This is a genomic window from Pseudomonas sp. Wu6 (assembly GCF_019891515.1).
GTDB classification, from domain to species: domain Bacteria; phylum Pseudomonadota; class Gammaproteobacteria; order Pseudomonadales; family Pseudomonadaceae; genus Aquipseudomonas; species Aquipseudomonas orientalis_A.
Genome location: NZ_JAFLXH010000010.1, coordinates 115,625 through 142,196, shown reverse-complemented (window position 1 = coordinate 142,196; position 26,572 = coordinate 115,625). Strand labels below are relative to the sequence as shown.

Genomic DNA, 26,572 nt, shown 5'->3' with positions numbered 1-26,572 from the left:
TTAAAAAATAGAAGCTCAGGTGATCGGCGACATCCGGTCACCTGGGATGGACTCTAGGACAATACTGGTTTTATGTACAGTAGTTTTTGAGAGTGGGTTGACCGTTCCGAGGGGGGCCAATCAATCAGCTAGTACCCCGTCATCTCCAGATACCCCACCCCACCGTCGAACTTCACCGGCCCTTCCCAATAGGGAATGCCCAGGTTCATCCACGCCTTCGAATTGACGGCCTCGGGAGTGATGTCCAGGTGCTTGCCGGGGATTTTCAGCGACCAGCGCGTGGGAATGCTGCGCCCGTCAATCTCGGTGGTGGTCAGCGGCGCCAGTTGGATATCCGCGTTGTGCAGCGTCTCGGTGTGTCCCTGGGCGTCGATCCAGGTGCCGGTGAGGTAGCCGCCGCCGTCCTTTTGCCGCACGCGAAACAGCATCAGTTGTTCGCCTCGGTCCAGGTGCAGGGAGAACCAGTCCCAGCCGGTCTGGTTGGCGGCCAGGGGCTGGCTGCTCCATTCGCGGTCGAGCCAGGCGTTGCCGCTGACCTGGTAGGTCTGGCCGTCGAGCGTGACGCTGCCGTTGGCGCTGAAGAACGGCTGGCTGTAGTAGTAGGACGCCTGGCCCTGGTCGGATTTGCGGCTGTAGCCGTGGTCGCCCTGCAGCACCAGCGGGCGACTGGAGGTCAGTTGCAGGTCGTAGGCGAACTGCGCGCCACTGGCCTTGAGTTGCATATCGGCCAGGGGGTTGGCGGCGCCAGGGCGGGTGGCGAAGTTCCAGTCATCGAGCCAGGCGTTGAACGGCAGCGCCTGCGCCCCGGCCTGGCCGACGCCGCCCCGGGCAAAGCGCTCGGCGGCGTAGTGGCGGCTGGCGGAGGTGACGGCGGCATGGCCGAGCCAGATCGTGGAGTCGCGCCAGCCCGATTGCGCTGGCCCGGACTTCACGGCATTGCGAAACAACGTCCACTGCACGCCGAAGGCATTGCCCTGGGCGTCCTTGAGGTTGGCGGTGACGTACCACCATTCGATGCGAAAGCCTGGATGTGGGCCGTGGTCCTCGGGGAACGCGAACACTTTGCCGGGCACCACCTGGACGAAGTCGGCGGCATCGCTGCCAAGGCCGGCAAAGCTTTCCTGGGGTGCGGGGGCTTTATCGCATGCGCTCAGCAGCAGCAACAGCGCCAGCCCCAACGCTTTAATCTTCATGGGCAAACGTCCTCAACAAATCCGCCGGGCGGCTGCGGTACAGCTGCCACAATGGCCAGGCCGACGCCAGCAGCGTGGCAAGCATCGCCAGGCCCATCAACTGCGCCAGCTGCCCGGGGAACACCTGCAATGGCAGGCGCCAGCCAAAGGCTTGCACGTTGATCACTGCATCCAGGCACCACGCCAGCAGCAGCCCCAGGGGCAACGCCAGCACCAGGGTAAGCACCGCCAGCAGCCAGGTCTGGCCCAGGTTGAGCAGCATCAGTTGGCGGCGCGTGACCCCCAGTGCCCACAACGGCGCCAGTTGGCCGAGGCGACTCTGGCTCTGGGTCAACAGGCTGATGAACAGCGCCACACCCGCCACGCCAAGGGTCAGGCTGTTCAACGCGGCGGTGGCGGCGAAGGTGCGCTCGAAGACCTGGCTGGACCACCCCTTCAGTTGCTGTTGATCGATGATGCGGCTGTCTTCCAGGTCGAACTCACGCTGCACATCCCGCACCAGCGGCGGCACATCCTGGGGTGCCACGCGCAGGTTGAAACGCACCGGTGACAGCGTCGGCCAATGCGCCAGCAAGTGCTTGGCGTTGACCAATAGATGACCCTTGGGGTTGCCGTAGTCGGCGTAGATGCCGACGATTGTCGGTGCCCATGGGCCCTGGGGCGTGGGGACTTGAACGCTGTCGCCCAGGCGCACGTTCAAGCGTCGCGCCAATTGCTCGCTGAGCATCACGCTGTCGTCCTGCAGCAAGCGGTCCCAGGGCGCGCTTGCCGCCTCCAGCAGCGGCCAGTGCTGGCGATAGGTGGGGTCGTCGACCACGCCGAACACCTCCGCCGGCCAGCCTTGCAACTGCACCGCGACTTGCCAGCCGGGCAGCACCGCGCGCACCCGTGGTTGTTGCGCCAGCCAGGTTTGCAAGTGCTGCGCCTGGGCCGGATTTTGCGGGTTGAGGTACAGCTCGGCGGTGAGACGCTGCTCCAGCCAGTTATTGAACGTGCTGCGAAACCCCGACGTCATGGAGCCCGCACCGATATTCGCCGCCAGGGCCAGCAACAATGCCATCAGGGCCAGGCTCAGGGCCGGCAATTGCTGACGGCAGTCGGCGAGAAACCATTGGCCCAGCACCGAACGGCTGCGTCCCAGCACGCCCTTCAACACCCCATTGAGCAGCACCGGCAGGCCGAGTGCGGCGCCCAGCAGCAAGGCCGCCATCAGCACGAACCCGGCGGTCAGGCTGTTGCCCCAGACCAGCGCCAGCAGCGCAACGACCAGCGCCACGCCCGCCACCCAGCCCTGGCGTCGCAGCCAACGCCCGTGGGCTTCGTGCCAGGCCTGGGCGTTGGCCAGCGCCAGCAGCGGCAGGCGTGCCGCGCGCCACAGGCTGCTGGCCCCGGCGAGCAACGCCCCCAGCAGGCTCAAGCCCAGGCCTGCCAGCCACCACCAGGGGCTCAAGCTCAGTTGGCCGGCGACTTCGGCGCCGTAGAGGCCGCGCAAGCTGGCCGCTACATCCGGCAGCAACAGGCTGGCGAGCAGGTAACCGCTGGCAACGCCGAGCACGCCGCCGAGCAGCGCCAGAAATCCCAGCTCCACGCCCAGGCTCAGGATCAGCAGGCGTGCGCTGACCCCGCAGGCACGCAAGGTGCGCAGCAGGCCCCGGCGCTGCTCCAGGGCCAGGCCGATGGCCGCATGCACGATAAACAGCCCCACCACAAAGGACAAAAAGCCCAGGGCGTCGAGGTTCAGGTGAAAGCTTTCGGTGAGGCGCGAAAGGTTGTTGTCGTCGCCCTGCTTGAGTTGCAACCCGGCAGGTGGCGTGGGATGACGGGCGGCGAAGGTGTTGTCCAGCAGCAGGCGCGACAGCCGGCCCTGCATGTCGAGCAACGGTTGGGCAAAACCGATATCGGTGAGCAGCATGCCGGGGGCCATGTCCGGCTGCACTTGCAGCGGCGGCAGGCGTTGCCCGTTGGCCGTCAGCGGTTGCTCGCCTTCCTGCAGGCCGAGCGCCTGCAAGGTTTGCGCGGCAATCCAGGTGCGCCCCGGCGCGTCGAAAAACGCCAGTATCTGCGCCTGGCTCAAGCGTTGCCCCGCCACGCTGCCGCTGCCGGGCAACGACACCGGCTCGATGCCCATCAATTGCAGACGCTGCTCTTCATGTCCCTTGAGCACCACCCGCCCCTGCACCACCGGTGACACCGGCCACCCGGCACGGCGCAGTTCGGCGAACACGGCTTGCGCGAATCCGGCACCGTCCGGCGCACTCAGGCTGGCTTGCGGTTCGCCGCCGATCAATTGGCTGGCCCGCGCGTAGCCGTCCCGCGCCTGGCTGTTGAGGGCCTGCACCCCGGTCAATAACGCGGTGGCCAGCCACAGGCCGGTCAGCACGCTGAAAAACTGCACCGGGTGGCGCCGCCAATGGCTCAACAGCGCACGCAGCGCCCAATAGAACACTGCCATCTCAGCGCGGCTCCATCGGCACGACGCGGCCGTGATGCAACACCACCTGCTGATCCAGGCGTGCGGCCAGGCGCGGGCTGTGCGTGACCATCAACAGGCTGGTAGGGCTGTCGCGCAACAGGTCGAGCAACAGTTGCAGCACCTCATCGCTGGTGGTTTCGTCAAGATTGCCGGTGGGTTCATCGGCCAACAACAAGCCGGGGCGCGACGCCAGTGCACGCCCCACCGCCACCCGCTGTTGCTGGCCGCCGGAGAGCTGTTCCGGGTAACGCTTGAGCAAATCGCCCAGGCCCAGGCGCTCCACCAACTGCGCCTGCCACTGCGCATCGAACCGCCCGGCCAGGCGCGCCTGGAACGCCAGGTTGTCCTCCACACGCAAACTGCCGATCAGGTTGAACTGCTGGAACACCAGGCCGATTTCGGTGCGCCGCCACTGGGCCAGTTGCCCTTCGTTGAGGCGATCCAGGCGCTGGTCGCCGATCAGAATGCTGCCGCCATCCACCCGATCCAGCCCGGCCACCAGGTGCAGCAACGTGCTTTTGCCGCTGCCCGACTCGCCCATCAGCGCCAGGCTGCTGCGCGCCCCCAGGTGCAGGTCGACACCCGCAAGAACTGTCAGCGGGCCTTGGGGGGTGGCGTAATTTTTAACAACACCTTCTACCTGCAACATACGAACGCTCGGGTTAAGGACTGCAAACGAGAATAACGGCTGATGGACGTTCCCACGCAATTTTTTCACATTGATTTCACCGCCTGCCCACTCCGAACACTTTAAATTCCCCACCCTCGCAGCACTAACAGACAACTTTAAAGTTGCCCCACGCGTTGCTTCTTAATACCCATATGTTCAGCTGAAAGACAGCAGCCTTGTGACAGGCTTTTGCTCCACCAGGAACATCTGCCGTATGAGTTGCGCCGGTCTTTTAACAACAAAACAATTACGTGTACCTATGGTGAACAGCGTGGCAGACATTACCCTGACCAAACCCCGAAGGGCGAGGTTACAGCGCCTGAGAAAATTCCGCGTGCCGGTGGCGGGCGTCATCGTATTCGCCCTGCTGCTGAGCGCTTTTTTATTCTGGCCAAGGTCACCGCAGGATCTGGGCACAGGCAACCGCCTGGTCACTTCCGGGGTGCTGGCCGGATGGCGCAACGGCGACCTGATCGTGCTGGTGCGGCATGAAGAGCGTTGTGATCGCTCGGACAATCCCTGCTACGGACCCGCCGACGGCCTGACGATCAATGGCACGCAACGCGCGGCCGCCCTGGGCAGCGCCTTTCAAACACTGGGCATGGAGCGCACCGACGTGCTCAGCAGCCCCACCACGCGCACCGCGCAAACGTCGTTGTTCATGTTCGGCAAGACCGAGTTGTCCCCCGGCCCCCTCGCCATCTGCGGTGACGCCATGGGCGAAGAAGCCCTCAGCCATAAACAGGCGGGGCGCAACCTGATGCTGATCACCCACAGCGCCTGCATGAGTGACTTGCAGGAGGCCCTCGGCTATCCCCATGCACGGGCTGCCGAGTACGGCAGCGCCGTGTTCGTGCAGGTATTGCCCGACGGCAAACTCAAAGCCTTGGGCACTATGAAAAGTCAGGAATGGGCGGCCGCGCTGAAACAACTTTAAATACACTTTTTTACATATTGCCGAGTAGTGCGTTCAGCAAAACGACAGCCCGCGTCTGGCATTTTAAGCGCGCCTGTTAGTTCAGGACGCCCTAACTTTTCTGATGAATCAGTGATTATCTTAATGTTCGACGCCGTTGATTATTCAAACTTCGCGCCTGCCCCTGAACATCAAGCAGCGAGGTGTTCATGACCCGATTGAAGCCCTTGCCGGTGCTGGTGCTTGGCCTGGTGATTTTCCTGGTGCTGCCGTTGGGTTTGCACGGTTTGTGGACCCCGGATGAAACCCGCTACGCCCAGGTCAGCCAGGAAATGCTCATAAGCGGCAACTGGGTAGCACCGCACTTCATGGGGGTGCGTTATTTCGAGAAACCGGCTGCGGGCTATTGGCTGATCGCCCTGGGCCAGGCCGTGTTTGGCGAGAACCTGTTCGGCGTACGTATCGCCTCTGTCCTGACCTCGGCGTTGAGCGTGCTGCTGGCCTACCTGATGGCCCGACGCCTGTGGAACGACCCGCGCAAAAGTTTTGCCTGCGCGTTGCTCTACATGAGTTTTGGCCTGGTGGCCGGGCAAGCCGGGTATTCCAACCTCGATCCGCAATTCACGTTCTGGGTCAACCTGAGCCTGGTCGCCCTCTGGTTTGCGCTCGACGGCACCACGCCGCGCGCGCGCCTGGGGGCCTGGGCCGTACTGGGACTGGCCTGCGGCGTGGGCTTCATGACCAAGGGCTTTCTGGCGTGGCTGTTGCCGGTGCTGATCGCCCTGCCTTATATGATCTGGCAGCGCCGCGTCGGCGAGTTGCTGCGCTACGGCCCGTTGGCGATCCTCGTCGCGGTGCTGGTCTGCCTGCCGTGGGCGCTGGCGATCCATGGGCGCGAACCGGATTACTGGCGTTTCTTCTTCTGGCATGAACACATCCGCCGTTTCGCCTCGGACACTGCACAGCATGTGCGGCCAGGGTGGTTTTTCCTGCCGATCATGGTGGTGGCGTGTCTGCCCTGGTCCGGTCTGCTGCCCGCCACCCTGCTCAACGCCTGGAAACACAGGCGCGAGCCGGCCATAGCCTTTCTGGCCCTGTGGCTGTTGCTGCCCCTGGGCTTCTTCAGCCTGAGCAGCGGCAAGCTGCCCACCTACATCATGCCGTGCCTGTTACCCCTGGCGTTGCTGATGGGCCATGCCCTGATCGACCTGCTCAACCAGCGCAAAACCCGTGCGATCTTCATCAACGGCACGCTCAATTTCATCCTCGGCATGACGGCCATGGTGGCGCTGATTTACCTGCAGATCGCCAACCCGATCTACAGCAACAGCCACGCCGAAATGTTCAACCTGTCCCTGGCCTTTATCGTGCTGCTCGGCTGGATCCTGGCCAACCTGCTGCAAGCGATGCGCCCGTTGACGTTATGGGCGATGCCGGCCCTGGGTATCGGCCTGCTGGTGGCGCTGCTGCCGGCGAGCATGCCGCAGATCATTGCGGATAATGAAATGCCCGACCCGTTCGTGCTTGAGCATCTGGATGAACTGCAACACACCCGTGCTCTGCTGAGCAATGAACTGGGTTCGGCGGCGGCCCTGGCCTGGCGCCTGCGCCGGCCGCAGGTGGCGTTCTACAACACTGCGGGGGAACTGCGCTACGGCCTGGATTACCCGGATACGCAACAGCGCAAGGTCACCCTGGACAGCGTTCAGTCCTGGTTGAAAGATGCTCGAACGCAGGGTTCGGTCGGCGTGCTGATGCGCGTCAAGAACACCAGCGAACACCTTGAAGAAGGCCAACTGCCGAGCGGTGGCAAGCGCTACCGCAAGGGCAACCTGGTACTGACGATTTACCCTCAACAACCTTGATCACCCTCACAGGAAAAGCCCATGCGCTTGTGCAAAACCGAACGCGGCGCCCTCATTTTATTGCTCGGCGTCTCGGCCTTGCTCCTGCTGCTGGGCCTGGGCAGTCGCGACCTGTGGGGGCCGGAAACGCGCTGGGCGAACATCGCCCTGCAGATGCTGCAAAGCGGTGATTACTTCGATCCGTACCTGAAGGGCGCGCCCTATTACGACAAACCCCTGCCCTCCTACTGGCTGATCACCGGTCTGGCCAACATCATGGGCGGTCTCGGCCCTTGGTCACTGCGCCTGTCATCGGTGATCGCGGCCTGGCTGAGCATCTGGCTGGTGTACCTGATCGGCGAACAGCTGTTTCGCAAAGGCACCGGACTGATCGCCGGCTGGATGCTTGCCACCACCTTCTACTTCCTGTTCTGGGCCCGGGTGGCCACCGCCGATGTGCTGACCGTGTGCGGCGTGCTGGCGGCAGTCTGGTGGTATTGGCGCGGGCCGGACGACACCCGGCTGGGGCGCTATACCGTGTTCTTCCTGTTGCTGGCGGCAACATCGCTGTTCAAAGGCTTGATCGGGTTCGTGCTGCCGGGGCTGGTGCTGCTGCCGCATCTGCTCAGCCAGCAGCGCTACAAACGCCATCTCAACCCGAGGCTGGTACTGGCGCTGCTGATCGCCGGCGCGTTCTATGCGATTCCTTTCGTACTGTCCCATCTCTACGGCGCCCCCACCTACGGCGAGAGCGGCCTGCAACTGGTGTTTCGCGAAAACGTGGTGCGTTTCTTCGACCCCTTCGACCATATGGGCCCGATCTACACCTACCTGATCTACCTGCCGGCCTACACCCTGCCGTGGGCACCGTGCTGGGTGTTCGGCGCATGGCTCGCCATCCGTCACTGGCGCCATACACCGCCCAACGTGCGCTGGCTGGTGTGGGGCCTGGGCCTGTTGTTCGTCTTCTTCACCGCCAGCGGCAGCCGACGCAGCTACTACGTACTGCCCCTGGTGCCATTTGCCCAACTGCTCGGCGCCTGGTGGCTGAGCGAACGCCTGCACCAGCAACCGGCCCGGTGGCCGCGCTGGCAAAAAGGCTTCGGTATCGCCGCAGGCCTGCTGCTGTTGGTGCTGGGTGTGATCTACCCCTGGAGCACCGGCAACGGCGGCGTCACTCGCTTTGCCGAGGATGTAAAAGCCCAGGCCGTGAAAAGCGCACCCTGGAACCAATGGCAACTGGTGCTGGTGGAAGTGGACAACAAGCTGCCGATGTACCTGCAAAACGGCGGCAAGCCGTTCTACTACGTCAGCGAAAACCAAGACTTCCCGCGCCAGGGCGACAGCGCCGCGTTCATGGCCTGGCTGGAAAAAACCAGCGGCCAGGGGTTCGATCCGCAACACACGATTATCGTTGCGCAGTACTCCAGAGAAGACCCCCAGCCGTTGGCATTTTTGGCGGCTGATCATCAAGTGGTCACGACGCAGCCGGACAATGGCGAGCGGTTATTCAAGAGGCGGTCGGGGGGGAGCGTGGCGTTTATTCCCGACGGGCATTGAGTGGGAGGGGGCAAGCCCCAATGCCAGTCACTCAAGGCTTTTTGTAGGAGCGAGCTTGCTCGCGAAAAACGTCAACGATAACGCGTGCTTTCTGAATGAGCGCGGTGCCTGTGAGTTTTTCGCGAGCAAGCTCGCTCCTACAGACGGCGCTTTCAGTGCCTGGATTCGGCGGCGGTGGTTGAGATGCAAGGCTGACGGCGTTCGATGGCGGGGCAGGCAACACCGTTAAATGTGGGAGGGGGCTTGCCCCCGATGGCGGTGGGTCAGCTGATACATCCACTGCTGACACTCCGTCATCGGGGGCAAGCCCCTCCCACAGTGCGCCTAGATTCGGCGGCGGCGGTTGAGTTGGGGGATGGCGGTTTGCGCCACTTCCACCGGCGGCGCTTGCGGCAGCGTGCGCGCCGCCAGTTGCGCCAGTGTCGGCTGGCTGAACAGCGTCCGTGCATCCACCTCCAGCCCGGCCTTGCGCAGGCGGGCCACCAGATTGACTGCCAGCAACGAATGCCCGCCCAGTTCAAAGAAGTGGTCGTGCCGCCCTACCCGTTCCAGTTTCAGCACCTGCGCCCAGATGGTGGCCATCAGGTTTTCCACATCGCCCTGAGGCGCTTCATAGGCGCGGCTGATCACCGCTTCCAGCCCCGGCTCCGGCAAGGCCTTGCGGTCGAGTTTGCCGGCGGGGTTGAGGGGCAGGCTCTCGAGTTGCACGAAGGCAGCCGGCACCATGTATTCAGGCAGCTGTTCCAGCACATGGGCGCGCAACGCGTCCAGCCCGGGGGCCTGCTCGCGCAGGGTGAAGTAGGCCACCAGGCGCTCGTCGCGAATCAGCACCGCCACTTCGCGCAAGGCGGGATGAGCGGCCAGGCGCGCTTCGATCTCGCCCAGCTCCAGGCGCACGCCGCGCAGTTTGACCTGGAAGTCATTGCGCCCGAGGAATTCCAGGTTGCCGTCCGGCAGGTAGCGCACCAGGTCGCCGGTGCGATACAACCGGTCGCCGGCGACGAAGGGGCTGTCGATGAAGCGTTCGGCAGTCATCTCGGCCAGGCCCAGATACCCACGGGCGACCCCGACGCCGCCGATGTGCAGTTGGCCGCTGATGCCCATCGGCACCGGTCTGTCGTGGTCATCCAGTACATACAGGCGGGTGTTGTCGATCGCCCGGCCAATCGGCAGTTGCAGCGCGGGCACCGGCGCGCCCGGTTCCAGGGTCCACGCACTGCTGTCCACCGTGGCTTCGGTGGGCCCATACACGTTATGCAAGCGCACGCCAGGCAAGCGCGCCTGCACCCCGCGCGCCAGGGCCTCGGTCAGCTCGCCACCGCCGCACAATACGTCGGTCAGGCTGGTGCACAGGGCTGACGCTTCCAATTCGAGAAACTGCTGCAACATCGCCGGCACGAACTTGATCACGCTGATGCGCTGCTCGCGGATTACCTGCGCCAGGTACGCCGGCTCGCGATGCCCGTCGGGTCGCGCCAGCACCAGGCGCATGCCCTGGGTCAGCGGCCAGAACAGCTCCCACACCGAGCCGTCGAAGCTGAACGGCGCGCGTTGCAGCAACGCACCGCCCGCGGTCGGCGGGCACAGCCGGGAGCCCCAGTGCATGAGGTTGCCCAGGCCGCGATGCTCGATCATCACGCCCTTGGGGGTGCCGGTGGAGCCGGAGGTGTACATCACGTACGCCAGGTGGTCGACCGTCAAACCCGGCACCACCGGGTTGTCGGCCGGCGCCTGGTGCCAGGTGCAGTGGTCGAAATCGATCACCGGCACCGCCACATCCTGCACACAATCACGGGTGGCGGCCTGGAGCAGCAGCGCCACCGGTTGGCTGTCTTGCAGCATGTAGGCCAGGCGTTCGCGGGGATAGCCTGGGTCCAACGGCACATAAGCGCCACCGGCCTTGAGAATCCCCAGCAACCCCACCACCAGGTCCAGCCCGCGTTCGACGCACAGCGCCACCCGCGAATCGGGCTTTACACCCTGCTCGCGCAGGTGAAAGGCCAGCTGATTGGCGCGTTGGTTGAGTTCGCGATAGGTCAGTTGCTGCGTGCCTGCCTGCACCGCAACGGCATCCGGCAGTTGCCGCGCCTGGGCCTCGAACAGCGCTTGCACGGTGAGGGTTTCGGGATAGGCGGTGACGGTGGCGTTGAAGTCCACCAGCAGCTGTTGCAACTCGCTGGAGGGCAGTACCTGCACATCGCGCACAGGAGTCGCCGGCGCCTGTTCCAACGCCTCGACCAGAGCGCCAAGCGCGGTGGCGAGGTAACCCAGCACACGCTCGGCCCCCACTGTACGCGGCGCCTTGGCCTTGAGCCGAAAGCCGCTGGCGATGTCGTCCACCGTGAGCATCAGCGGATAACTGAGGATGTCCTCGCTGCTGAGCAAGGCGATGCCCGGCACCAGGTTCAACGCCGGCTCGGCGCTGGTGTGACGATAATTGAGCAGGCTGTTGAACAGCGGCGCGGCGCGGCTGCAACGCTGGGCCAGGGCCAACGAGGCTTGCTCATGCACGAGCAAGGCGCTCAGTTGCTGATGGGTGTCGGTCAATGCGTCTGCCACGCTTTGCCCGGCCAGGCGCACGCGCAGCGGCAAGGTGTTGATAAACATGCCCAGGGCACGATCCGCGCCCTCGCCCGCTTGCAGGCGACCGAGCAACACCGTGCCGAACACCACATCTTCGCGGCCGGCCACGCGGCTGAGCACCTGCGCCCACGCGAGGTGAAACAGGCTGGCGGCACTGACCCCAACCGCGCGAGCCTGGGCACGCAGGCGTTGGTTGAGTGATGCATCGAGCGCCTGCACGCACTCTTCGATTTCAGCGCGATCGGCCTGGCGCTCCTGCAAACCGAAGGCCAGCGTCGGTTCATCCACGTCCGCCAGGCGCTCACGAAAGAACGCCTCGTGGGCCGCTTGCCGCTGTGCTGAACGGGTCTGCGCGACCACGTTGCGGTACGGCACCGGCATCGGCAACTGCGCCTGTTGACCGAGCAGATGGGCACGAATTTCGTCCACCAGCACGGTGGTCGAGGTGGCGTCGTTGACCAAGTGGTGGAAGCGCAGCCTGGCCACCCAGCGCTGCTGGTGCGGTTCTTCGGCGTAATCCAGGGCCATCAGCGGCGCGTGGCGCAGGTCCAGCGGCCGGGCGGGGTCACGCAACGGTTCGAACGGCAACTGCGCGTGCCGCCACACCACCTGCATCGGCTGTTCAAGGGCATCCCACACCAGGCTGGTGCGCAGGATGTCGTGACGGTCGATCACCTGTTGCAGCGCCTGGGCAAACGCGTCCAACTGCTCGCGGCGCGCAAAACTGAACATCGCATGCTGCTGGTAGGGATCGCGCTCGTCGGTGATGTGGTGATAGAGCAAGCCTTCCTGCAACGGCGCCAGCGGGTAGATCTCCTGCACATTGCCGGCGCCACCGGGGATGCCGGCGACGATGCGGTCCAGGCTGGGCTGGTCGAGGTCGGCCAGGGCAAGCATGTCCGCCGTAATCTGCGTGCAACCGGCCGGGATGCGATTGGCCGGCACCGCCACTTCGCCGCCGTCACTGGCCGCCGCCAACGCGGCCAGGGTGGGCTGGCCGAACAACACCTGCACATCGGCCTGCAGGCCCGCCTCGCGCATGCGCTGCACCAGCTGCACCGCCAGCAGCGAGTGCCCGCCCAGTTCGAAGAAATGGTCATGCCTGCCGACCTGTTGCACCTGCAGCAACTCGGCCCAGATCTGCGCCAGGGTGGTTTCGACGCCCTCGCGGGGCGCCTCATAGCGGCGGGTGACAAAGGCCGCCTGGGTCGGCGCCGGCAACGCCTTGCGGTCGAGCTTGCCATTGGCGGTCAGGGGCAACGCGTCAAGATGAACGTAGGCCGCCGGCAGCATGTAATCGGGCAGCGAGACGTGCAGATGGGCGCGAAGGGTTTCGATGTCCACCGGGTGATGCGCGATGAACCAGGCCAGCAATTGCCCTTCGCGATATTCCACCACGGCGGTCTTGATCGACGGATGCGTCGCCAGGGCCGCTTCGATTTCCCCCAGCTCGATACGCACACCCCGGATCTTCACCTGGTCGTCATTGCGCCCCAGGTATTCCAGGCTGCCGTCCGGCAGCCAGCGCGCCAGGTCACCGCTGCGGTACATACGGCCGCCGTTGAAGGGGTCGTCAAGAAAGCGTTCGGCCGTCAATTCAGGACGGTTCAGGTAGCCGCGCGCCACGCCTTGGCCACCGACATACAGCTCCCCCACGACGCCAACCGGCACCGGCCGTTGTTGCGCATCCAGCAGATAGATAAGGGCATTGGTAATGGGCGCGCCGATGTGCAGCGGCTGGCCGGCGTCAACGCGCCCGGAGGTGGCGACCACGGTGGCTTCGGTCGGGCCGTAGTTGTTGATGACGTCGAAGCGTTGCGCGCGGTTGAACCCGCGCAGGCGGTCGCCGCCGATCAGCAAGGTGCGCAAGGTGGGGTGCGCCAGGTTCTGGCTGAACGCGTATTCGGCCACCGGCGTGGGCAGGAAACACACGTCCAATGGCTGGGCGCGCCACCACTGGAGCAGCGCATCGATATCTTCCGCACCGTCATGGGCGGGCGGCAGGTGCAGGGTCGCGCCGACGCACAGCGCCGGCCAGACTTCCCAGGCCATCGCATCGAAACCAAACCCGGCGACACTGGCGGTATGGCTGCCCGCGTGCAGGTCGAAGGCCTGGCAATGCCAGTCCACCAGGTTGGACACGCTGTGGTGCTCGACCATTACGCCCTTGGGCAAGCCCGTGGAGCCGGAGGTGTAAATCACATAGGCAAGGTGGGACGGCGTCACTGCGACCTGGGGGTTGCCGTCGGCGCCGGGGTCGCTGGAGGCGTCCAGCGCAAGCACCGGCACATCCAGCGTCGGCAGGCGATGCAGCAGGTCGCGCTGGGTCAGCACCGCCACGGGCGCGCTGTCGTGCAGCAGATAATTCAAGCGCTCGGCGGGATGGGCCGGGTCTATCGGCACATAGCAGGCGCCGGCCTTGAGCACCGCCAGCAACCCGGCCAGGGTCTCCAGGCCGCGTCGCGCCAGCACCGCGACGCGGTCATCCGGCTGCACGCCGTGGGCCAACAGTTGGTGGGCCAGCGCATTGGCCTGCCGGTTGAGTTGCGCGTACGTCAGTTGCCGTGCCTGGTACACCGCCGCAACCGCGTGCGGCGTGCGCTCGGCTTGAGCCTCGACACGCCCATGCAGGGTCTGCGGCGTGGTGTTGGGTTGCGCGGTGGCATTCCATTGCTGCAACCGGGCCTGGTCCTGTGGCGTGAGCAACGCAAACTCGCCCACCGTCAGCGTCGTGTCTGCCAGGCCCTGCTCCAGCAAGCCGGTGAGGCGCTCTGCCAAGGCCTGCATGTCGCCCTGCTCAAAGTACGCCTCGTTATAGACGCAATGCAGGCACGCCGTGTCCTGGTAGCGGTTGCTGCGCAAGTGAATCGCCAGCGGCAGCGGCTCATGGTGGTTGGACACCTTGACCGCACGGGCCTGCACCTGACCGTAGAGCAGGTCATGGTCGTCCTGCTCGAACGACACCGACAGGTCGAACAATTGCCCGCGATCCGTACGCCGCAGGCCCAGTTCGCGGTTCATCTCACTGAGGGGGAAGCGCTGGTGGCGCATGTCCTGCTTGAGCTGATCGCGCACACCGCGCACCAGTTCAGCGAAACTCAAGGCTTCGCTGAACTGCAACCGCACCGCGCTGACCTGGGCGAACAAGCCGACCGTGGCGCGAAAGCGCGCGTTGGAGCGGTTGAGCATCGGCAGGCCCACCACCCATTCATCGCGCTGGCCGGTACGGGTGAAATACACGTAAAGCGCCGCCAGCAACACATGGAACGCCGAAGCCTGGTAGCGGCTGGCCACGTGTTCCATGCGCTTGAGCAGCGCCACCGGGAAGGGTTGCACGCACGTGTTGCTCGCGGCCTTGGCGGTGTGCCTTGGCGTGAGCAGCGGCTCGGGCAGCACCTGGTATTTGTCCAGCCAATAGTCGCGATCGCGCGCGTAGCGGGCCGATTGCCGGTAGCGCTGGTCAGTGTCGATGTAGTCGATATACGACGGCGCCAACCCCTCCGGTTGCCGGCCGTGCTGCACGGCGGTGTACAGCTGGGCAAGGGACTGCAGCATCTGGCCGAAGCCCCAGCCGTCGAGGATCAGGTGGTGGGCCTGGGTGCCAAGGCGGTAATGATCGTCGTCGAGCTTGATCAGGAAAAAACCAAACAACGGTTCGCCGCTCATGGCGTAGGGCCGGGCCATCTGCGCCTGGATCAAGGACTGGGCGGCGGCCTCGGGGTCGGGCAAGCCGCAGAAGTCGTACTGCGGTACTTCCACCGTCCATTCGGCGGCGAAGGTTTGCCGGGGCAAGCCATCGGCGCCGCTGTGCAGTTGGGTGCGCAATGCGTCGTGCCGGGCCACCAGCAACTCGATCGCACGCTGGATCAACGCAGGTGCGACGGCGCCGGCCAGATCAACGTAGCCGCCGATGTTGTAAAGCGGCGAGTGACCCACGCGCAGTTGGTCGAGCCAGATGTCGTGTTGCGCGGCGGTAAGGGGGAAGCTGGCCGGCGGGCTGGAAAGTTGCGTCATAAGATCCTTCTCATGGGGGGTCAGGCACTGGCCGCGCAGGGTCGCCCATTACCACGAATTGAGCGGATTTGAGCATGGTCAAGCACAGGCGCCTGACACCCTAAACCCGGACATCCAAACGGATCGACAAGGGCTTGTCTGAGGGTTCATTGCTGAAACGATGAAAGCCATGTAGGAGATTGGCTATATCTGTCCGACGTTTAATTTGAAAAGTATTTTTAAATTTATGTATTTTCTTTATTTATCAGCATGTTAAGTATCTTTAAAGATTCGCCCTTCCTTTTCGTCTGCTGAATTATCTGCAGGAAACGTCGAATTAATGACGCGGATTTTATGGCAGCTTGTGTCCCTCGTTTCTGCTACATACGTAGGACAAATCGCTATGGCTAAATGAAATCTCGAACGCCGAGTTACGTTCAAGCAGTACGGAGCGCCCCGAACAGACCCAGGGCCTCCGTTGACGGTTTTCGACATCAAGGATGAGATGGCTATGAGTCTGACCCCTAGTATTACCGACACCCAGAACCCACAGTTCTACGCCGAAATGGGCAAGCTCATTTCCAGCAGTGGCCATGCCAATTTCGCCGCGAACATGCTGCATCTGGTGGACAAATGGATACCGGTTCATCTGGTGGACCTCAGCGAATGGAGCCTCGATGAACTGCGCGACAGGGTGCTGGATATCAAGCTGCTGGGCAGTGCCGGGCTGAACGAAGACCTGCCCGCGCCCCAGACACTGCACTCGCTTGACGACCATCCGCTGCTGCGCCAGATGCTGCGCATGCAGGACCCGCTGCTGATCCAGATGAAAGCCAAGGCCGACAGCGCGCACCCGCGCGGCAGTTCGCACCAGTGCAACCTGGTCTCGCGCCAGGGCCATCGGCGCTGTGTGATTTCGTTCTACCGCCCGCCTGCCGAGCGCGGGTTTTCCCTGGCGCAGCTGTCGTTTCTCAAGTGCCTGTCCGAAACCTTGCTGCCGTTGATGGAGCGCCACGTGCAGATCCTGCGCCAGGCGCCGCACACCGAGGCGGAGCCTGGGCCCATCGGGCTGGAGCAGTCGCAATTGCAGCGTGAGTTCTACAAGCGCCTGGCGCTGAGCGACATCACCCTCTCGGCCCGCGAGCAGGAAGTTTGCCTGGGCCTGTTGACCGGCGGCACCGTGCCGCAGATCGCGGAAAAACTCAGTGTGAAAAACAGCTCGATTGAAACCTACCTCAAGCGCGCCGCCGCCAAGCTCGGCGTGAGTGGCCGACACGGCCTGGCCAAATGGATGGTGGGCGCCTGATGCAAAAATTCACCCTTGCCGCCGTTGGCGCAGCCTGGATGCTCGGCGGGTGTTCGCTGATCCCCGAGTATCAGCGCCCCGACGCGCCCGTGCCGACCCACTACCCCCAGGACGGGGTGTACCGCCAGACGCAGGCCGGCACACTGCCCGGCACCGTGGACTGGCGCCACCTGTTCCACGACCCGGCGCTGGCGCCGTTGATCGACGCTGCATTGGCCAACAACCGCGACCTGCGGGTAGCCGCACTGAATGTGCAGGCCTTCCAGGCGCAGTACCGCATTCAGCGCGCCGACCTGTTCCCGGCGGTGTCGGCCACGGCCGCCGGCAAGCGTCAGAAATTGCCGGCGGGCGTGACCGGCACCGGCCAGTCGGCGATCACCGCCAACTACTCCGCCACCCTGGGCCTGAGTGCCTATGAACTCGACCTGTTCGGCCGCGTCCGCAGCCTCAGCGAACAGGCCATGCTGACTTACCTGGGCACCGAACAAGCGCGGCGCAGCGCACAGTTGAGCCTGGTGGCCAACGTCGCCAACGCCTACCTGACCTGGCGTGCCGACCAGGAGTTGCTGGCCCTGGCCGAGCAGACCCTGGCGGCCAACGATCGCAGCTGGCAACTGACCCGCCGCAGCAAAGCCGCCGGCAAGGCCTCGGCGCTCGACGTGGTGCAGGCGCGCACGGCGGTGGAAAGTACCCGTGCCAGCGTGGCCCGCTACGAACGCCAGGTTGCCCAGGACCTCAACAACCTCACGCTGCTGGTCGGCGGCCCGGTGGACGCCAACCTGCCCGCACGCGCCCTGGCCGACGACCTGGTAGCCCAGGTGCCTGCGGGGCTGCCTTCAGACTTGCTGCAACGGCGCCCGGATATCCTCCAGGCCGAATACCAGTTGCAGGCGGCCAACGCCAATATCGGCGCGGCCAGGGCGGCGTTCTTTCCGTCGATCACCCTGACGGCCAACGCCGGCAGCACCAGCACGCAGCTCTCCGGTTTGTTCAAGGGCGGCGCGGGCACCTGGACGTTCCAGCCGCAAATCAATCTGCCGATCTTCAACGCCGGCAGCCTGCGCGCCAGCCTTGATTACGCCAAGCTGCAGAAGGACATCACGGTGGCACAGTACGAAAAGTCCATCCAGACCGCCTTCCAGGAAGTCGCCGACGGCCTCGCCGCGCGCCAGACCTTCGACGACCAACTGAACGCGCAACGGGATTTCGTCGCCGCCAACCAGCACTACTATGACCTGGCCCAGCACCGCTACCGCAGCGGCGTCGACAGCAACCTGACCTTTCTCGATGCGCAGCGCGCGTTGTTCAATTCACAGCAGGCGCTGATTGTCGATCGCCTGGCGCAACTGGTGGCGCAGGTGAACCTGTACACCGCGCTCGGCGGCGCGTGGGATCAGCCCCCAAGCCTTGCAACTGCACGCTAGGGCCGCTTCAGACCGGCAGTTTGGGTATCACGGCCACGGGGGGCGTGTGCGGTGCGTTGTCGCTGTTCATCCAGGTTTTAAGCGTTGTCACCAGCGTGCACAGCAATTTCAACAGCTCGGCCATTTCCAGGTCACTGCGGTTGGATTTTAAAACCTGGCCAATAACATGATGGGCCGGCACCTGGCCAAAGCGCTCGAATGGATCAAGGGTTTTACCCGCCCGTGGAGAAGTTGCACCGTCAGCTGTGTTGAGCGTGACCATTGTGTATAGCCTCATTTAACGAAAGGATCGAAATCGCAGTGCGATCAAGGATGCATGACTTGCCCACCGTCACCGTCGGGCATTGAGTTCAACAAGCACTCATGCGTGGCCAGCCGGTGGGAAAGGTTCCTGATGCCAACGTGGGCGTGCGGTAACAACATCCTTCTACTTCAGCCGATTTCTATCGGAAAACTCCGCAAGCCCGTAATGTCGTTCAGTTAAGGCTTTTTGTAGGAGCGGGGGGCGCCTTGCTCTTGCTCGCGAAAAACCACAGGCGCCGCGTTCAATCAGGAAACACGCGTTATCGTTGACGTTTTTCGCGAGCAAGCTCGCTCCTACAGAGGGCGATGTACGCTTAACTGAACAGCGTGCTCCGCCGCCAAGGGTATTCAGCAAGCGGGAGACGCATCACGCTTGTCGGACCGCTCTTACGCAACTTTCGGGTTGCGTCCGATGAACCCCGCCGCTAACCTTCGCGGGTCGCTGCAAAATCAGCGAACGGGTGTGGTAGCCCAGTTCTTTCATAGACCCCAAAACGCTCGCGGGCGTTTTTTTGTGCGGGCTGCTTTGTGGCGGCTGTGCATGGGAGGCTTCGGCCTGCCGGGTTTCTATGACCGGTCTACCACCCCGTGTACAGTCGCCTCCTTACTTCGTGTGGTAGCGAAATGGAGGTGCTCATTCATAGGAGCCTCACCATGAAAAAAGTCACGCCCAACCCCCCGCCATCCCCCTCGGATGACAACCTGCAATTACCCCCCGATGTCATCTTCTCCATCCGGCCCGGCCTCAGCACTGAAGCCGCCTTGAGCAATGCCAGCGAAATGCTGGAGTCAGCGACTGTCTGCGCATATGACTGCGCCGAACACGTGGATGGCGCCAGTCGCAATCATGTATTGGCCGTGGTGCAGATGATCGAAATAGCGAAACTGCTGGTGGACGATGCGCTGAATCGGGAATGCCCGGTCGCCTGATCCGGAACGTGGGAGCTGCCGAGCTTCAGCGAGGCTGTGACAGCTCCCACATCGGATCTGCGACCGCGCCTGGCTACCCGATTCCCATCGCCAGGCTATAGGGTGAAAATCCCGCGAACTGCCAACGCAATGCCAAGGCCGCCGGACGCCGGATCACCTGTTCCACGGTCACCGTCCACAACCGCTGCGCCCCCTCGAACTCGGCCACCTGCGGCCCGCTGAGGGTCAGCGAGGTACGCCCCGCCACGTGCAGCACATCCCCCGACTCGAAATCGATGAACAACAACCCCGCCACCGGATTGGCTTGCAGATTGCCCAGTGTGTTGAAGAACAGGTTTCCGGCAAAATCGGGGATGGTCAGCACGTTGCCCTGCACCCGCACGAACCCAGTGTTCCCGCCCCGATGAGAGACGTCCACCGAACGCTCGCCGTGCAGGTCGACATAGCTGGCGACGAAGAAGGTGTCGGCGTTGCGGATCATGTGCTGCGCGGCGCCATCCAGGCTGTCGCTGCGCTCGGCCACGTCGGCGGGTTTGCGCGCAATCGTGTCGACCGGGCGCAGCTGGATATATTTGGGGCAGTTACCGAAGCTGTGCACCACGTCGACCGCGAAGCCTTCGTGATCCACTGCGCCAATACGGCCGTTCATACGATTGCGCCGGCGGGTGTTCAGGTCGATGCCAAGCACGCCAACGGCTGCGCCCGCCGTGATTCCCGCGCGTGCCGGATCGCTGTTGCAGGGCAGGCTGTCGATCTGCAACCGGTAAGGGTCAGGTGAATGCGCGAACCCGGGCGCGCCTTCGAGCATCGTCGCCCACGGGGTGCCCTGTTCATCCACCGCGCCCACCACCAGGTACGGCAGCAAGGGATAGAAATCGCGATGCTGCTCGGGCAGATGATCGCGTATCACCTTCGGGCCGATCACGGCCATGCGCTCGGCCGCGCCGGCACTGGCTTGCAGTTGCCGTTCGCCGGCATGCCAGGGGGATTGCTCGATTGCGTTCATGACGGCCACCTCTCGTTGGATAGCTGGATGCTGCGCCTAGGCTTACGCCGAGAGAATGACCAGCCCAGGCAATCCACTATTACGCCAGCTGAAATGCCGGGTGGCCGCGCAATGCCGTTACACACTCATCGACAAAACTGCGCACGCGCATCGATGCATGGCGACCTTCGCGATAGACCACCTGCACCGGCACCGCAGGCGGCTCAAAGCCTGGCAATACGCGACGCAGCCGGCCACTTGCCAGGTGCTCGTGCACCGGATAGTTCAAGCACCGCACCAGCCCCGCGCCCTGCACGGCCGCATTGATCGCACCTTGCACCGTGGCGCAGCGCAGGCGTGCGCGGGCCTTGAGCTGAGAGTGCGCGAAGTCCCACTGCACCGGGTCGGCATCGGCGATCAGATGGTGCTGCCTGAGTGCGTCGGGGTGCAGCGGTTCGCCGTGGGCGGCCAGGTAGCCGGGACTGGCGCAGAGGACATGCCGCACATGCCCCACCGGTCGCGCGATCAACGACGAGCTGGGCAATTCGCCCACCAGCACCGCCACGTCCAGCCCTTCCTCGTGCAGGTTCGGGTAGTAGTCGTGGTAGTGGGCGACCAGGCGCACCAGCGGGTAACGCTCCATGTACGCGGCCAGTACCGGCGCCATCACATAGCGGCTGAACAGCAACGGCATGAATACGCGCAGATTGCCCTGGGCCTGGCTATGCAACCCCTTGGCCGACGCTTCGGCCACCTCCACCGCCGCGAGCAAGCGCACGCAGTCCGCCATGTAGGCAGTGCCGGCGTCGGTGAGGCTGACCCCACGGGTGCTGCGCTGCAACAACGTCACCCGCAAGCGCGCTTCCAGACGCGCAAGCGCGCGCACCAGGGTCGGGCCCGAGACCTGCGCCAAGCGCGCCGCCGCCGCCAGGCTCGGTTGCCCGGCCAGCGACGCGAACAACTGCATATCGCGATAGCGCTCCATCAGCCGCGCGGCTTTTTCATCGGTTTCAGGGCCATGTCATGCCCCAGGCGCTCGGCCAGAAAATCGACGAATGTGCTGACCTTGGCCGGCACCCGCCCGTTGTTCTGGAACACCACTCGGATCGGCAGCGCGGCCGGCTCGAAATCCTGCAGGACAACCTCCAGCTCACCCGCCGCCACCGCTGCCGCGACCTGATAGGACAGCACCCGGGTCATGCCCCACCCCAGCCGCGCCAGGGCGACTGCGGCATTGTTTGCAGTGACCGCCAGGCGCGGTTCTATCGGCACCGTCAGCGGCAGGCCGTCGTCGACGAAGGCCCATTCATGCACGCGCTGACTGGCGGATGAGGCGACGATCTTCGCTTCGCGCAACTGTTCGGGCCGCAGGGGTCGCCCATGCCGCGCCAGGTAAGCGGGCGACGCGCACACGACCCGGCGCACTTCGCCCACTTCGATCGCCTGCTGCCCCGGCTCGGGCAGATGACCGATGCGCACGGCCACGTCGACACCTTCGTCATTCATATTGACGACGCGGTCGACCAGCAGCGCATTGATGTTCACTTGGGGAAAACGGTCGAGATACTCCCCCAACACGGGCGCCACGAACAACTCGCCGAACAGCACCGGGGCGGTCACGTTCAGTTGCCCGCAGGGGATCGAATAACTGCCCGCCGCCGCTTCCTCAGCCTCGCTCAGCTCGGCTAGGATACGCCGGCAGTCTTCCAGGTAACGCTGGCCGGCTTCGGTCAGGTGCAGGCTGCGGGTGGTGCGCGCCAGCAACTGGGTGCCGATGCGTTGTTCCATGGCGGCAATTGCCCGGGTCACGCTGGGCGGCGAGGTGTTCAGACGCCGCGCGGCGGCAGCAAAGCCTGCCTCTTCGGCCACCGCGACGAACACCTGCATTTCATGAAAACGGTCCATCGACACCCCTTGAGCATTACGCTGATTGCAGCCCCACCACCGTGCGCGGCATAGCGACGAAACCCGGCAATGCTTCAAGGCTGGCGAGCCAGGCGCGCACCTGAGGATAGTCGGCCAGCGACACTTTGCCTTCCGGCGCATGGGCCACGTAGGTGTAAAAGGCGATATCGGCAACGCTCGGCAGGTCGCCGGCCAGAAAGCGGCTCTCGCTCAATTGCTGCTCCAGCACGTTCAACAGGGCGTGAGCGTGGTTGATCGCAACGGTCGTGTCCACCTGGGCGCCAAACACCGTAGCCAGGCGCGCCGTGGCAGGCCCGGCATACAATTGACCGGCCGCCGCCGAGAGCCAACGCTGCACACGTGCCTGCCCGACCGGATCAGCGGGCAGCCACTGGCCGTTGCCATAGGTGTTGGCGAGGTACATCAGGATCGCGTTGGAGTCGGCCAGCACCGTGCCGCCGTCGTCAATCACCGGCACCTGGCCGAAGCGGTTGAGGCTGGCGAGGAATTCGGGTGTTTTGTGGGCGCCCTGCTTGAGGTCCACCAGGATAAATTCCATAGGCAGGCCCAGCAGGGACAGCATCAGTTCGACCCGGTGGGAGTGGCCGGACAGGGGGAAACCGTACAGTTTGATCGCAGGCATGACGAACTCCAGGGCGTGGTCGACCGAGTATTCGTGTCGATGGCTGCAATGTTCTTATGTGCCAACCGTCAATGGAATGGCCAGATTTCACAATCCAGCATTTCATAAAATGAAACAGTAACTCACTCCCCACTCTATGCCGCTACCTGGCAGCCAGATAAGCGCCCTGCAACTCAAGTGTGCGAATGCTGCGGTAATCCGCCTCGATCACTGCCGGGTCGGGGTGTACCAGATACACCGTGCCGGGTTGGCTGAACACATCCTGAGTCACGTCTATGCGCTGGCCGTTCTCAACGTAAAACACAGCCTCGAAGAACGACTCAAGTTTGAGCAGTTCCCTCAAAAATACGTCCTTTTCGAAATAGCCTTCCGAGCGGTTGATCAAGCAGACATTGTAGGTATGTTGCAGACGCTGGTAACCCACTTCACCCGCTGAACGCTGCTCAAATGCCGCAGGTTGCATAAGGGATAGAACCACAGCATCGATCTGACCCAGGCCAGTGGTCAGCTTTGAAACCCCGGGTCGAAGAATGCCGTCAGTGCGAGCAGCGATTTCCACCAGTTTCGGTCCGTCTTCGGTGAGCATGACCTCTGCATGGCTGGGACCGTTTCGAATGCCCAGGCACCGCACCACGGCTCGCGTGTAGTCGACAAGAATTGAATAAACCGGCGTGTCAGGCCCAATCAGTTCGTCAATATCGTAGAGAATGCCGCCGCTCGCCGTTCGCTGTTTTCGGTAACGTACGACCTCGGTGACAAGCTGTCGGCCGTTGAGTGAGACCATATTGACCACATACTCCCTCCCCGCCAGGTACTCCTGAATCAGCACCTGCGTGTTGGGAATATTCAACTTGTTGGTCGTCCCCAGCAAACGCTCGACAGCAGCCTTGCAGGCGTACATATCTTCACAGATGAACACACCATCGGCGCCTGCGCTTTCAAGCGGCTTGATGACCACAGGGAAGCGTCCGTGCTCATCGATCCAGTGTTGAACAGGCTCCCAGCCGTCAGCAATGAACTGCCGCGCCGCAGGCAGTTGCGCCTGGGTTATGCACTGAATCATTTCGTACTTGTTTCGACGTGCGTTGGTTTTATCGAAGCGATTGCGATAAGGCAGTTGCAATTGCTCGTTCAACCGGTCAGCCAGCAACACACCCGTTTCTGCACCTGCAAGAATGAACTGCGGTTTGAAACGCTGGAGTTGCGCCAAGGTCATTTCAACGTCGCGATTGACGATCATCCGCTCATAGAGCGCACAGTCAAAACCTTTGTAATAGTAGCTGTCCAACGTATCGGATGAGGCCACATGCACCAGTACACAACCTTCATCTTTTAATTGCTTGGCCAGGAATTTCCCGGATGAAAACCCATCGACCATCACCACTCTCATAACGCCTCCCTTTTCAAGGCATGCAGCGATCTACCCAGCAGCAGCACAACAATCACAATCACCGCGGCGACGCTGGCGACGGAGAATTCAACCCTCGCATCCAAGTACTGGAGCAACAGAACGAATACAGGAAGCGTCAGCAATACCAGGGAAACGTGAATAGGCGTGAGGTAATAGATAGTTTTCTGGATCAGGTAAATGGGCAGCAAATGCCCTAACACCACCAGCACCACCAAAGGCGGAACCCACTCACGTTCGAGTATGAAACTGCCTCCCGTGGCAGGAATTGCAACGGCACAAACGCCAACCATCGCGATGTTTCTGATACCCAGAATTTCGTATACGGTCCATTGACGAGCGAACATCTCCTTGGAAAAAACCGTGTACATGACCGTGCCCAATGCGCACGCCAACACGCTGGCGATACCCAGCACTCGCTGGCCATCGGTGGTAGTCACGACGCCGCTGTCCCCCACAAAGGAATTGAACAACATGACCGCCACCGAGACGAGCACGAGCCATGAAACCAGCGCGTCCGCAAGAGCGACCTTGACGCCACGTTTGTTGAACAACGAAATAATCAACGTCAGCGCGGGCCCACAGGCTACCGACGCTACGCCGACTACCGCAGGTTCGAGATAGCGCAGTGCGTAGAACAACCCGCCCCAATTGAGCAGTACCGCCAGATTGACGATAACGACTAATCGCCATTGAGCGCTTAGTTTCGAAAACAGTGAGCGCCTATTTCGATAGAGCGCCCAGGCACCAAAAAAACAGGCCGACGTCATGAAACAATAGAAGACAACGTTCAGCGTACTGATCGACTGTGTGATCAACGCAACGTAAACGTCGAACGCTGCGCTAATCAAGCAAAATACCAAGCCGATGATTATTCCTGTCCGCTGTATTAACATTTAGCCACCCACGCGTTGTCGATTGTCCTCATTCAATATCTTTCATACTCAAGCCTCTGCACCGTTCGCCGTAGTCTTAGACGCTAGCAAATCATGTGAAAAAATAATAGCTAGCAAAACGGATAGGTAGCAACAGCCAAAACGCCAACTTATCAATCCAGGAAATATACGTAGGAACTTTCCGTCAACACTCACTGGAACTACGTGGAAGTTAAATAACTAACACATAAAAAAAGAACTTTCCTACAAGCCTTTAACTTACAGGAGCAATTTCAGCCAATTCAGGTGAGTTCGTCCAAGCACATAAACGCGCGAATTTCTGCCCGTGCGCTGGCGGATGAGGTGCCTCTGTGACGGCAATGGCGCGGCAGGCACAGGAAGGCTGGATAAAAAAATTCAAACTATCGCCCCTCCCATCGTTCACACCTTCACGTGCAACGAAATGTAGGAGGCAACATGCAATACCGACAACTGGGCCATTCCGGCCTGCTGGTCTCGGAAATCATCCTGGGTACCGTGCCGTTTGGCGGTCGTGCCGAGTTCGAGAAATGCGGCGCGGTGGACGTGCCCCAGGCAAGGCGCATGTTCGATATCGCGTTCGACGCCGGGGTGAATATGATCGACACGGCCGACTTGTACTCCCATGGCCTGGCCGAGGAAGTGGTCGGCAATGCCCTGGGCGACAAGCGCAATGACATCTTGCTGGCGACCAAGGGCCGCAGCCCGGTGGACGAGAACCCGAACAATTCCGGCTCATCGCGCTACCACCTGATTCGCGCCTGTGAAGCCAGTTTGAAGCGCCTGGGCACCGACCATATTGACTTGTACCAACTGCACAACTGGGACGGTCTGACGCCCATCGAAGAAACCCTTGAAGCGCTGCGCCTGTTGGTGGGCTCGGGCAAGATCCGCTACTTCGGCACCAGCAATTTCACCGCCTGGCAAATGATGAAGGCCTTGGGCAAGGCCGAGTTGCACGGCATGCTCAAGCCGATCACCCAGCAGATCTACTACACCCCCGAATCCCGCGAGGCCGAGTACGAGCTGCTGCCTATGGCGCTGGACCAGAATATCGGCACGCTGGTGTGGGGACCGATGGGTGAAGGCCTGCTGACCGGCTCGACCCGGCGCGGGCATAAACCACCGGCCAATACCCGCCAGGGCAGCGGCTGGCCGGAACCCTACGTGCATGACCAGGAGCGGGCGCTGGATATCATCGAAACCCTGGCCGCCGTGGGCGACGAGCACGGTGTGTCGGTGGCGCGCACCTGCCTGGCGTGGCTCAAGGATCGCCCGGGGATCACCTCGCTGATTGTCGGCGCCCGCACCGAAGAGCATCTGCGCGACAACCTTGCGGCGACCGAGTTGAAACTGACCGAGGAACAATCCTCACGCATCGAGGCCGTGACGCGTCGGCAGCCGCTGTACCCGTACTGGCATCGCTTTACTGCGGGGATCGATCGCTTCGATCCGGCGGAACAGCCATTCCTTGCCGAGCATCAAAAAACTATGGATGCGCGCAAGGACAAATAGCCCTGCA

General features: G+C 62.9%; 18 protein-coding genes. 7 read left to right on the top strand and 11 right to left on the bottom strand.

Translation table 11 applies throughout. The features are described 5' to 3' along the window. Positions 1 to 128: 128 nt before the first annotated feature. The 3 genes from J1G34_RS09730 to J1G34_RS09720 are packed head-to-tail and all read right to left on the bottom strand — an operon-like array spanning position 129 to position 4,315. A complete protein-coding gene (locus J1G34_RS09730; RefSeq protein WP_222993901.1) occupies positions 129 to 1,193 on the bottom strand; it encodes a lipocalin-like domain-containing protein in 1,065 nt (354 codons plus the stop codon). Then, positions 1,183 to 3,645, bottom strand: a complete 2,463-nt coding sequence (locus J1G34_RS09725) for an ABC transporter permease (protein WP_222993899.1) — start codon at positions 3,643 to 3,645, stop codon at positions 1,183 to 1,185. The genes J1G34_RS09730 and J1G34_RS09725 overlap by 11 nt, the downstream gene beginning before the upstream one ends. Position 3,646: 1 nt before the next feature. Then, the gene (locus J1G34_RS09720) at positions 3,647 to 4,315 is read right to left on the bottom strand and encodes an ABC transporter ATP-binding protein (protein WP_057721635.1); all 669 of its coding nucleotides are present in this window, start codon (positions 4,313 to 4,315) and stop codon (positions 3,647 to 3,649) included. Between the two features lie 280 nt (positions 4,316 to 4,595). On the opposite strand from J1G34_RS09720, the gene pmrG reads away from it, so the two are divergent. The 3 genes from pmrG (at position 4,596) to J1G34_RS09705 (ending at position 8,656) form a co-directional block, all read left to right on the top strand. Then, a complete protein-coding gene (gene pmrG, locus J1G34_RS09715) occupies positions 4,596 to 5,273 on the top strand; it encodes a lipopolysaccharide core heptose(II)-phosphate phosphatase PmrG (RefSeq protein WP_065935992.1) in 678 nt (225 codons plus the stop codon). A gap of 188 nt (positions 5,274 to 5,461) precedes the next feature. Next, positions 5,462 to 7,117, top strand: coding sequence for a lipid IV(A) 4-amino-4-deoxy-L-arabinosyltransferase (gene arnT, locus J1G34_RS09710; RefSeq protein WP_065935991.1), 1,656 nt, complete (start codon positions 5,462 to 5,464; stop codon positions 7,115 to 7,117). A 21-nt stretch (positions 7,118 to 7,138) separates the two neighbouring features. Then, positions 7,139 to 8,656 (top strand): ArnT family glycosyltransferase, encoded by a 1,518-nt coding sequence (locus tag J1G34_RS09705; RefSeq protein ID WP_222993897.1) that lies wholly within the window; start codon positions 7,139 to 7,141, stop codon positions 8,654 to 8,656. Between the two features lie 324 nt (positions 8,657 to 8,980). Here the strand turns inward: J1G34_RS09705 and J1G34_RS09700 are convergent, their stop codons facing one another. Beyond that, the gene (locus tag J1G34_RS09700; RefSeq protein ID WP_222993895.1) at positions 8,981 to 15,253 is read right to left on the bottom strand and encodes a non-ribosomal peptide synthetase; all 6,273 of its coding nucleotides are present in this window, start codon (positions 15,251 to 15,253) and stop codon (positions 8,981 to 8,983) included. Positions 15,254 to 15,743: 490 nt separating this feature from the next. Here J1G34_RS09700 and J1G34_RS09695 point away from each other — a divergent pair, with 490 nt between their 5' ends. Together J1G34_RS09695 and J1G34_RS09690 are read left to right on the top strand one after the other, a co-directional pair. Next, positions 15,744 to 16,538 (top strand): helix-turn-helix transcriptional regulator, encoded by a 795-nt coding sequence (locus J1G34_RS09695; protein WP_128876361.1) that lies wholly within the window; start codon positions 15,744 to 15,746, stop codon positions 16,536 to 16,538. Continuing rightward, positions 16,538 to 17,962 carry an efflux transporter outer membrane subunit gene (locus J1G34_RS09690; protein ID WP_128876360.1) on the top strand — a complete coding sequence of 475 codons (1,425 nt, stop codon included), beginning with the start codon at positions 16,538 to 16,540 and terminating at the stop codon, positions 17,960 to 17,962. The genes J1G34_RS09695 and J1G34_RS09690 overlap by 1 nt, the downstream gene beginning before the upstream one ends. 7 nt (positions 17,963 to 17,969) lie before the next feature. On the opposite strand, the gene J1G34_RS09685 is transcribed toward J1G34_RS09690, so the two are convergent. Next, positions 17,970 to 18,224: a hypothetical protein gene (locus J1G34_RS09685; protein WP_065892414.1), complete on the bottom strand. Its 255-nt coding sequence runs from the start codon at positions 18,222 to 18,224 to the stop codon at positions 17,970 to 17,972. A gap of 695 nt (positions 18,225 to 18,919) precedes the next feature. Between J1G34_RS09685 and J1G34_RS09680 the strand changes: the two genes are divergently transcribed. Beyond that, positions 18,920 to 19,195 carry a DUF6124 family protein gene (locus tag J1G34_RS09680; protein WP_065892525.1) on the top strand — a complete coding sequence of 92 codons (276 nt, stop codon included), beginning with the start codon at positions 18,920 to 18,922 and terminating at the stop codon, positions 19,193 to 19,195. Positions 19,196 to 19,268: 73 nt separating this feature from the next. Here J1G34_RS09680 and J1G34_RS09675 read toward each other — a convergent pair whose 3' ends face one another. From J1G34_RS09675 to J1G34_RS09650, 6 genes are all read right to left on the bottom strand, one after another. Beyond that, positions 19,269 to 20,201 carry a pyridoxamine 5'-phosphate oxidase family protein gene (locus tag J1G34_RS09675; protein ID WP_222993893.1) on the bottom strand — a complete coding sequence of 311 codons (933 nt, stop codon included), beginning with the start codon at positions 20,199 to 20,201 and terminating at the stop codon, positions 19,269 to 19,271. A gap of 79 nt (positions 20,202 to 20,280) precedes the next feature. Further along, the gene (locus J1G34_RS09670) at positions 20,281 to 21,165 is read right to left on the bottom strand and encodes a LysR family transcriptional regulator (protein WP_222993891.1); all 885 of its coding nucleotides are present in this window, start codon (positions 21,163 to 21,165) and stop codon (positions 20,281 to 20,283) included. Beyond that, positions 21,165 to 22,085 carry a LysR family transcriptional regulator gene (locus tag J1G34_RS09665; RefSeq protein WP_222993890.1) on the bottom strand — a complete coding sequence of 307 codons (921 nt, stop codon included), beginning with the start codon at positions 22,083 to 22,085 and terminating at the stop codon, positions 21,165 to 21,167. The genes J1G34_RS09670 and J1G34_RS09665 overlap by 1 nt, the downstream gene beginning before the upstream one ends. 16 nt (positions 22,086 to 22,101) lie before the next feature. After that, a complete protein-coding gene (locus tag J1G34_RS09660) occupies positions 22,102 to 22,728 on the bottom strand; it encodes a glutathione S-transferase family protein (protein ID WP_222993888.1) in 627 nt (208 codons plus the stop codon). Between the two features lie 142 nt (positions 22,729 to 22,870). Then, positions 22,871 to 24,118, bottom strand: coding sequence for an ATP-grasp domain-containing protein (locus tag J1G34_RS09655; RefSeq protein WP_065892520.1), 1,248 nt, complete (start codon positions 24,116 to 24,118; stop codon positions 22,871 to 22,873). Beyond that, positions 24,115 to 25,032 (bottom strand): EamA family transporter, encoded by a 918-nt coding sequence (locus tag J1G34_RS09650; RefSeq protein ID WP_262411763.1) that lies wholly within the window; start codon positions 25,030 to 25,032, stop codon positions 24,115 to 24,117. Before J1G34_RS09650 ends, J1G34_RS09655 begins: the two co-directional genes overlap by 4 nt. A 456-nt stretch (positions 25,033 to 25,488) precedes the next feature. Between J1G34_RS09650 and J1G34_RS09645 the strand changes: the two genes are divergently transcribed. Continuing rightward, positions 25,489 to 26,565, top strand: coding sequence for an aldo/keto reductase (locus tag J1G34_RS09645; RefSeq protein WP_122561450.1), 1,077 nt, complete (start codon positions 25,489 to 25,491; stop codon positions 26,563 to 26,565). The last annotated feature ends 7 nt before the right edge of the window (positions 26,566 to 26,572 follow it).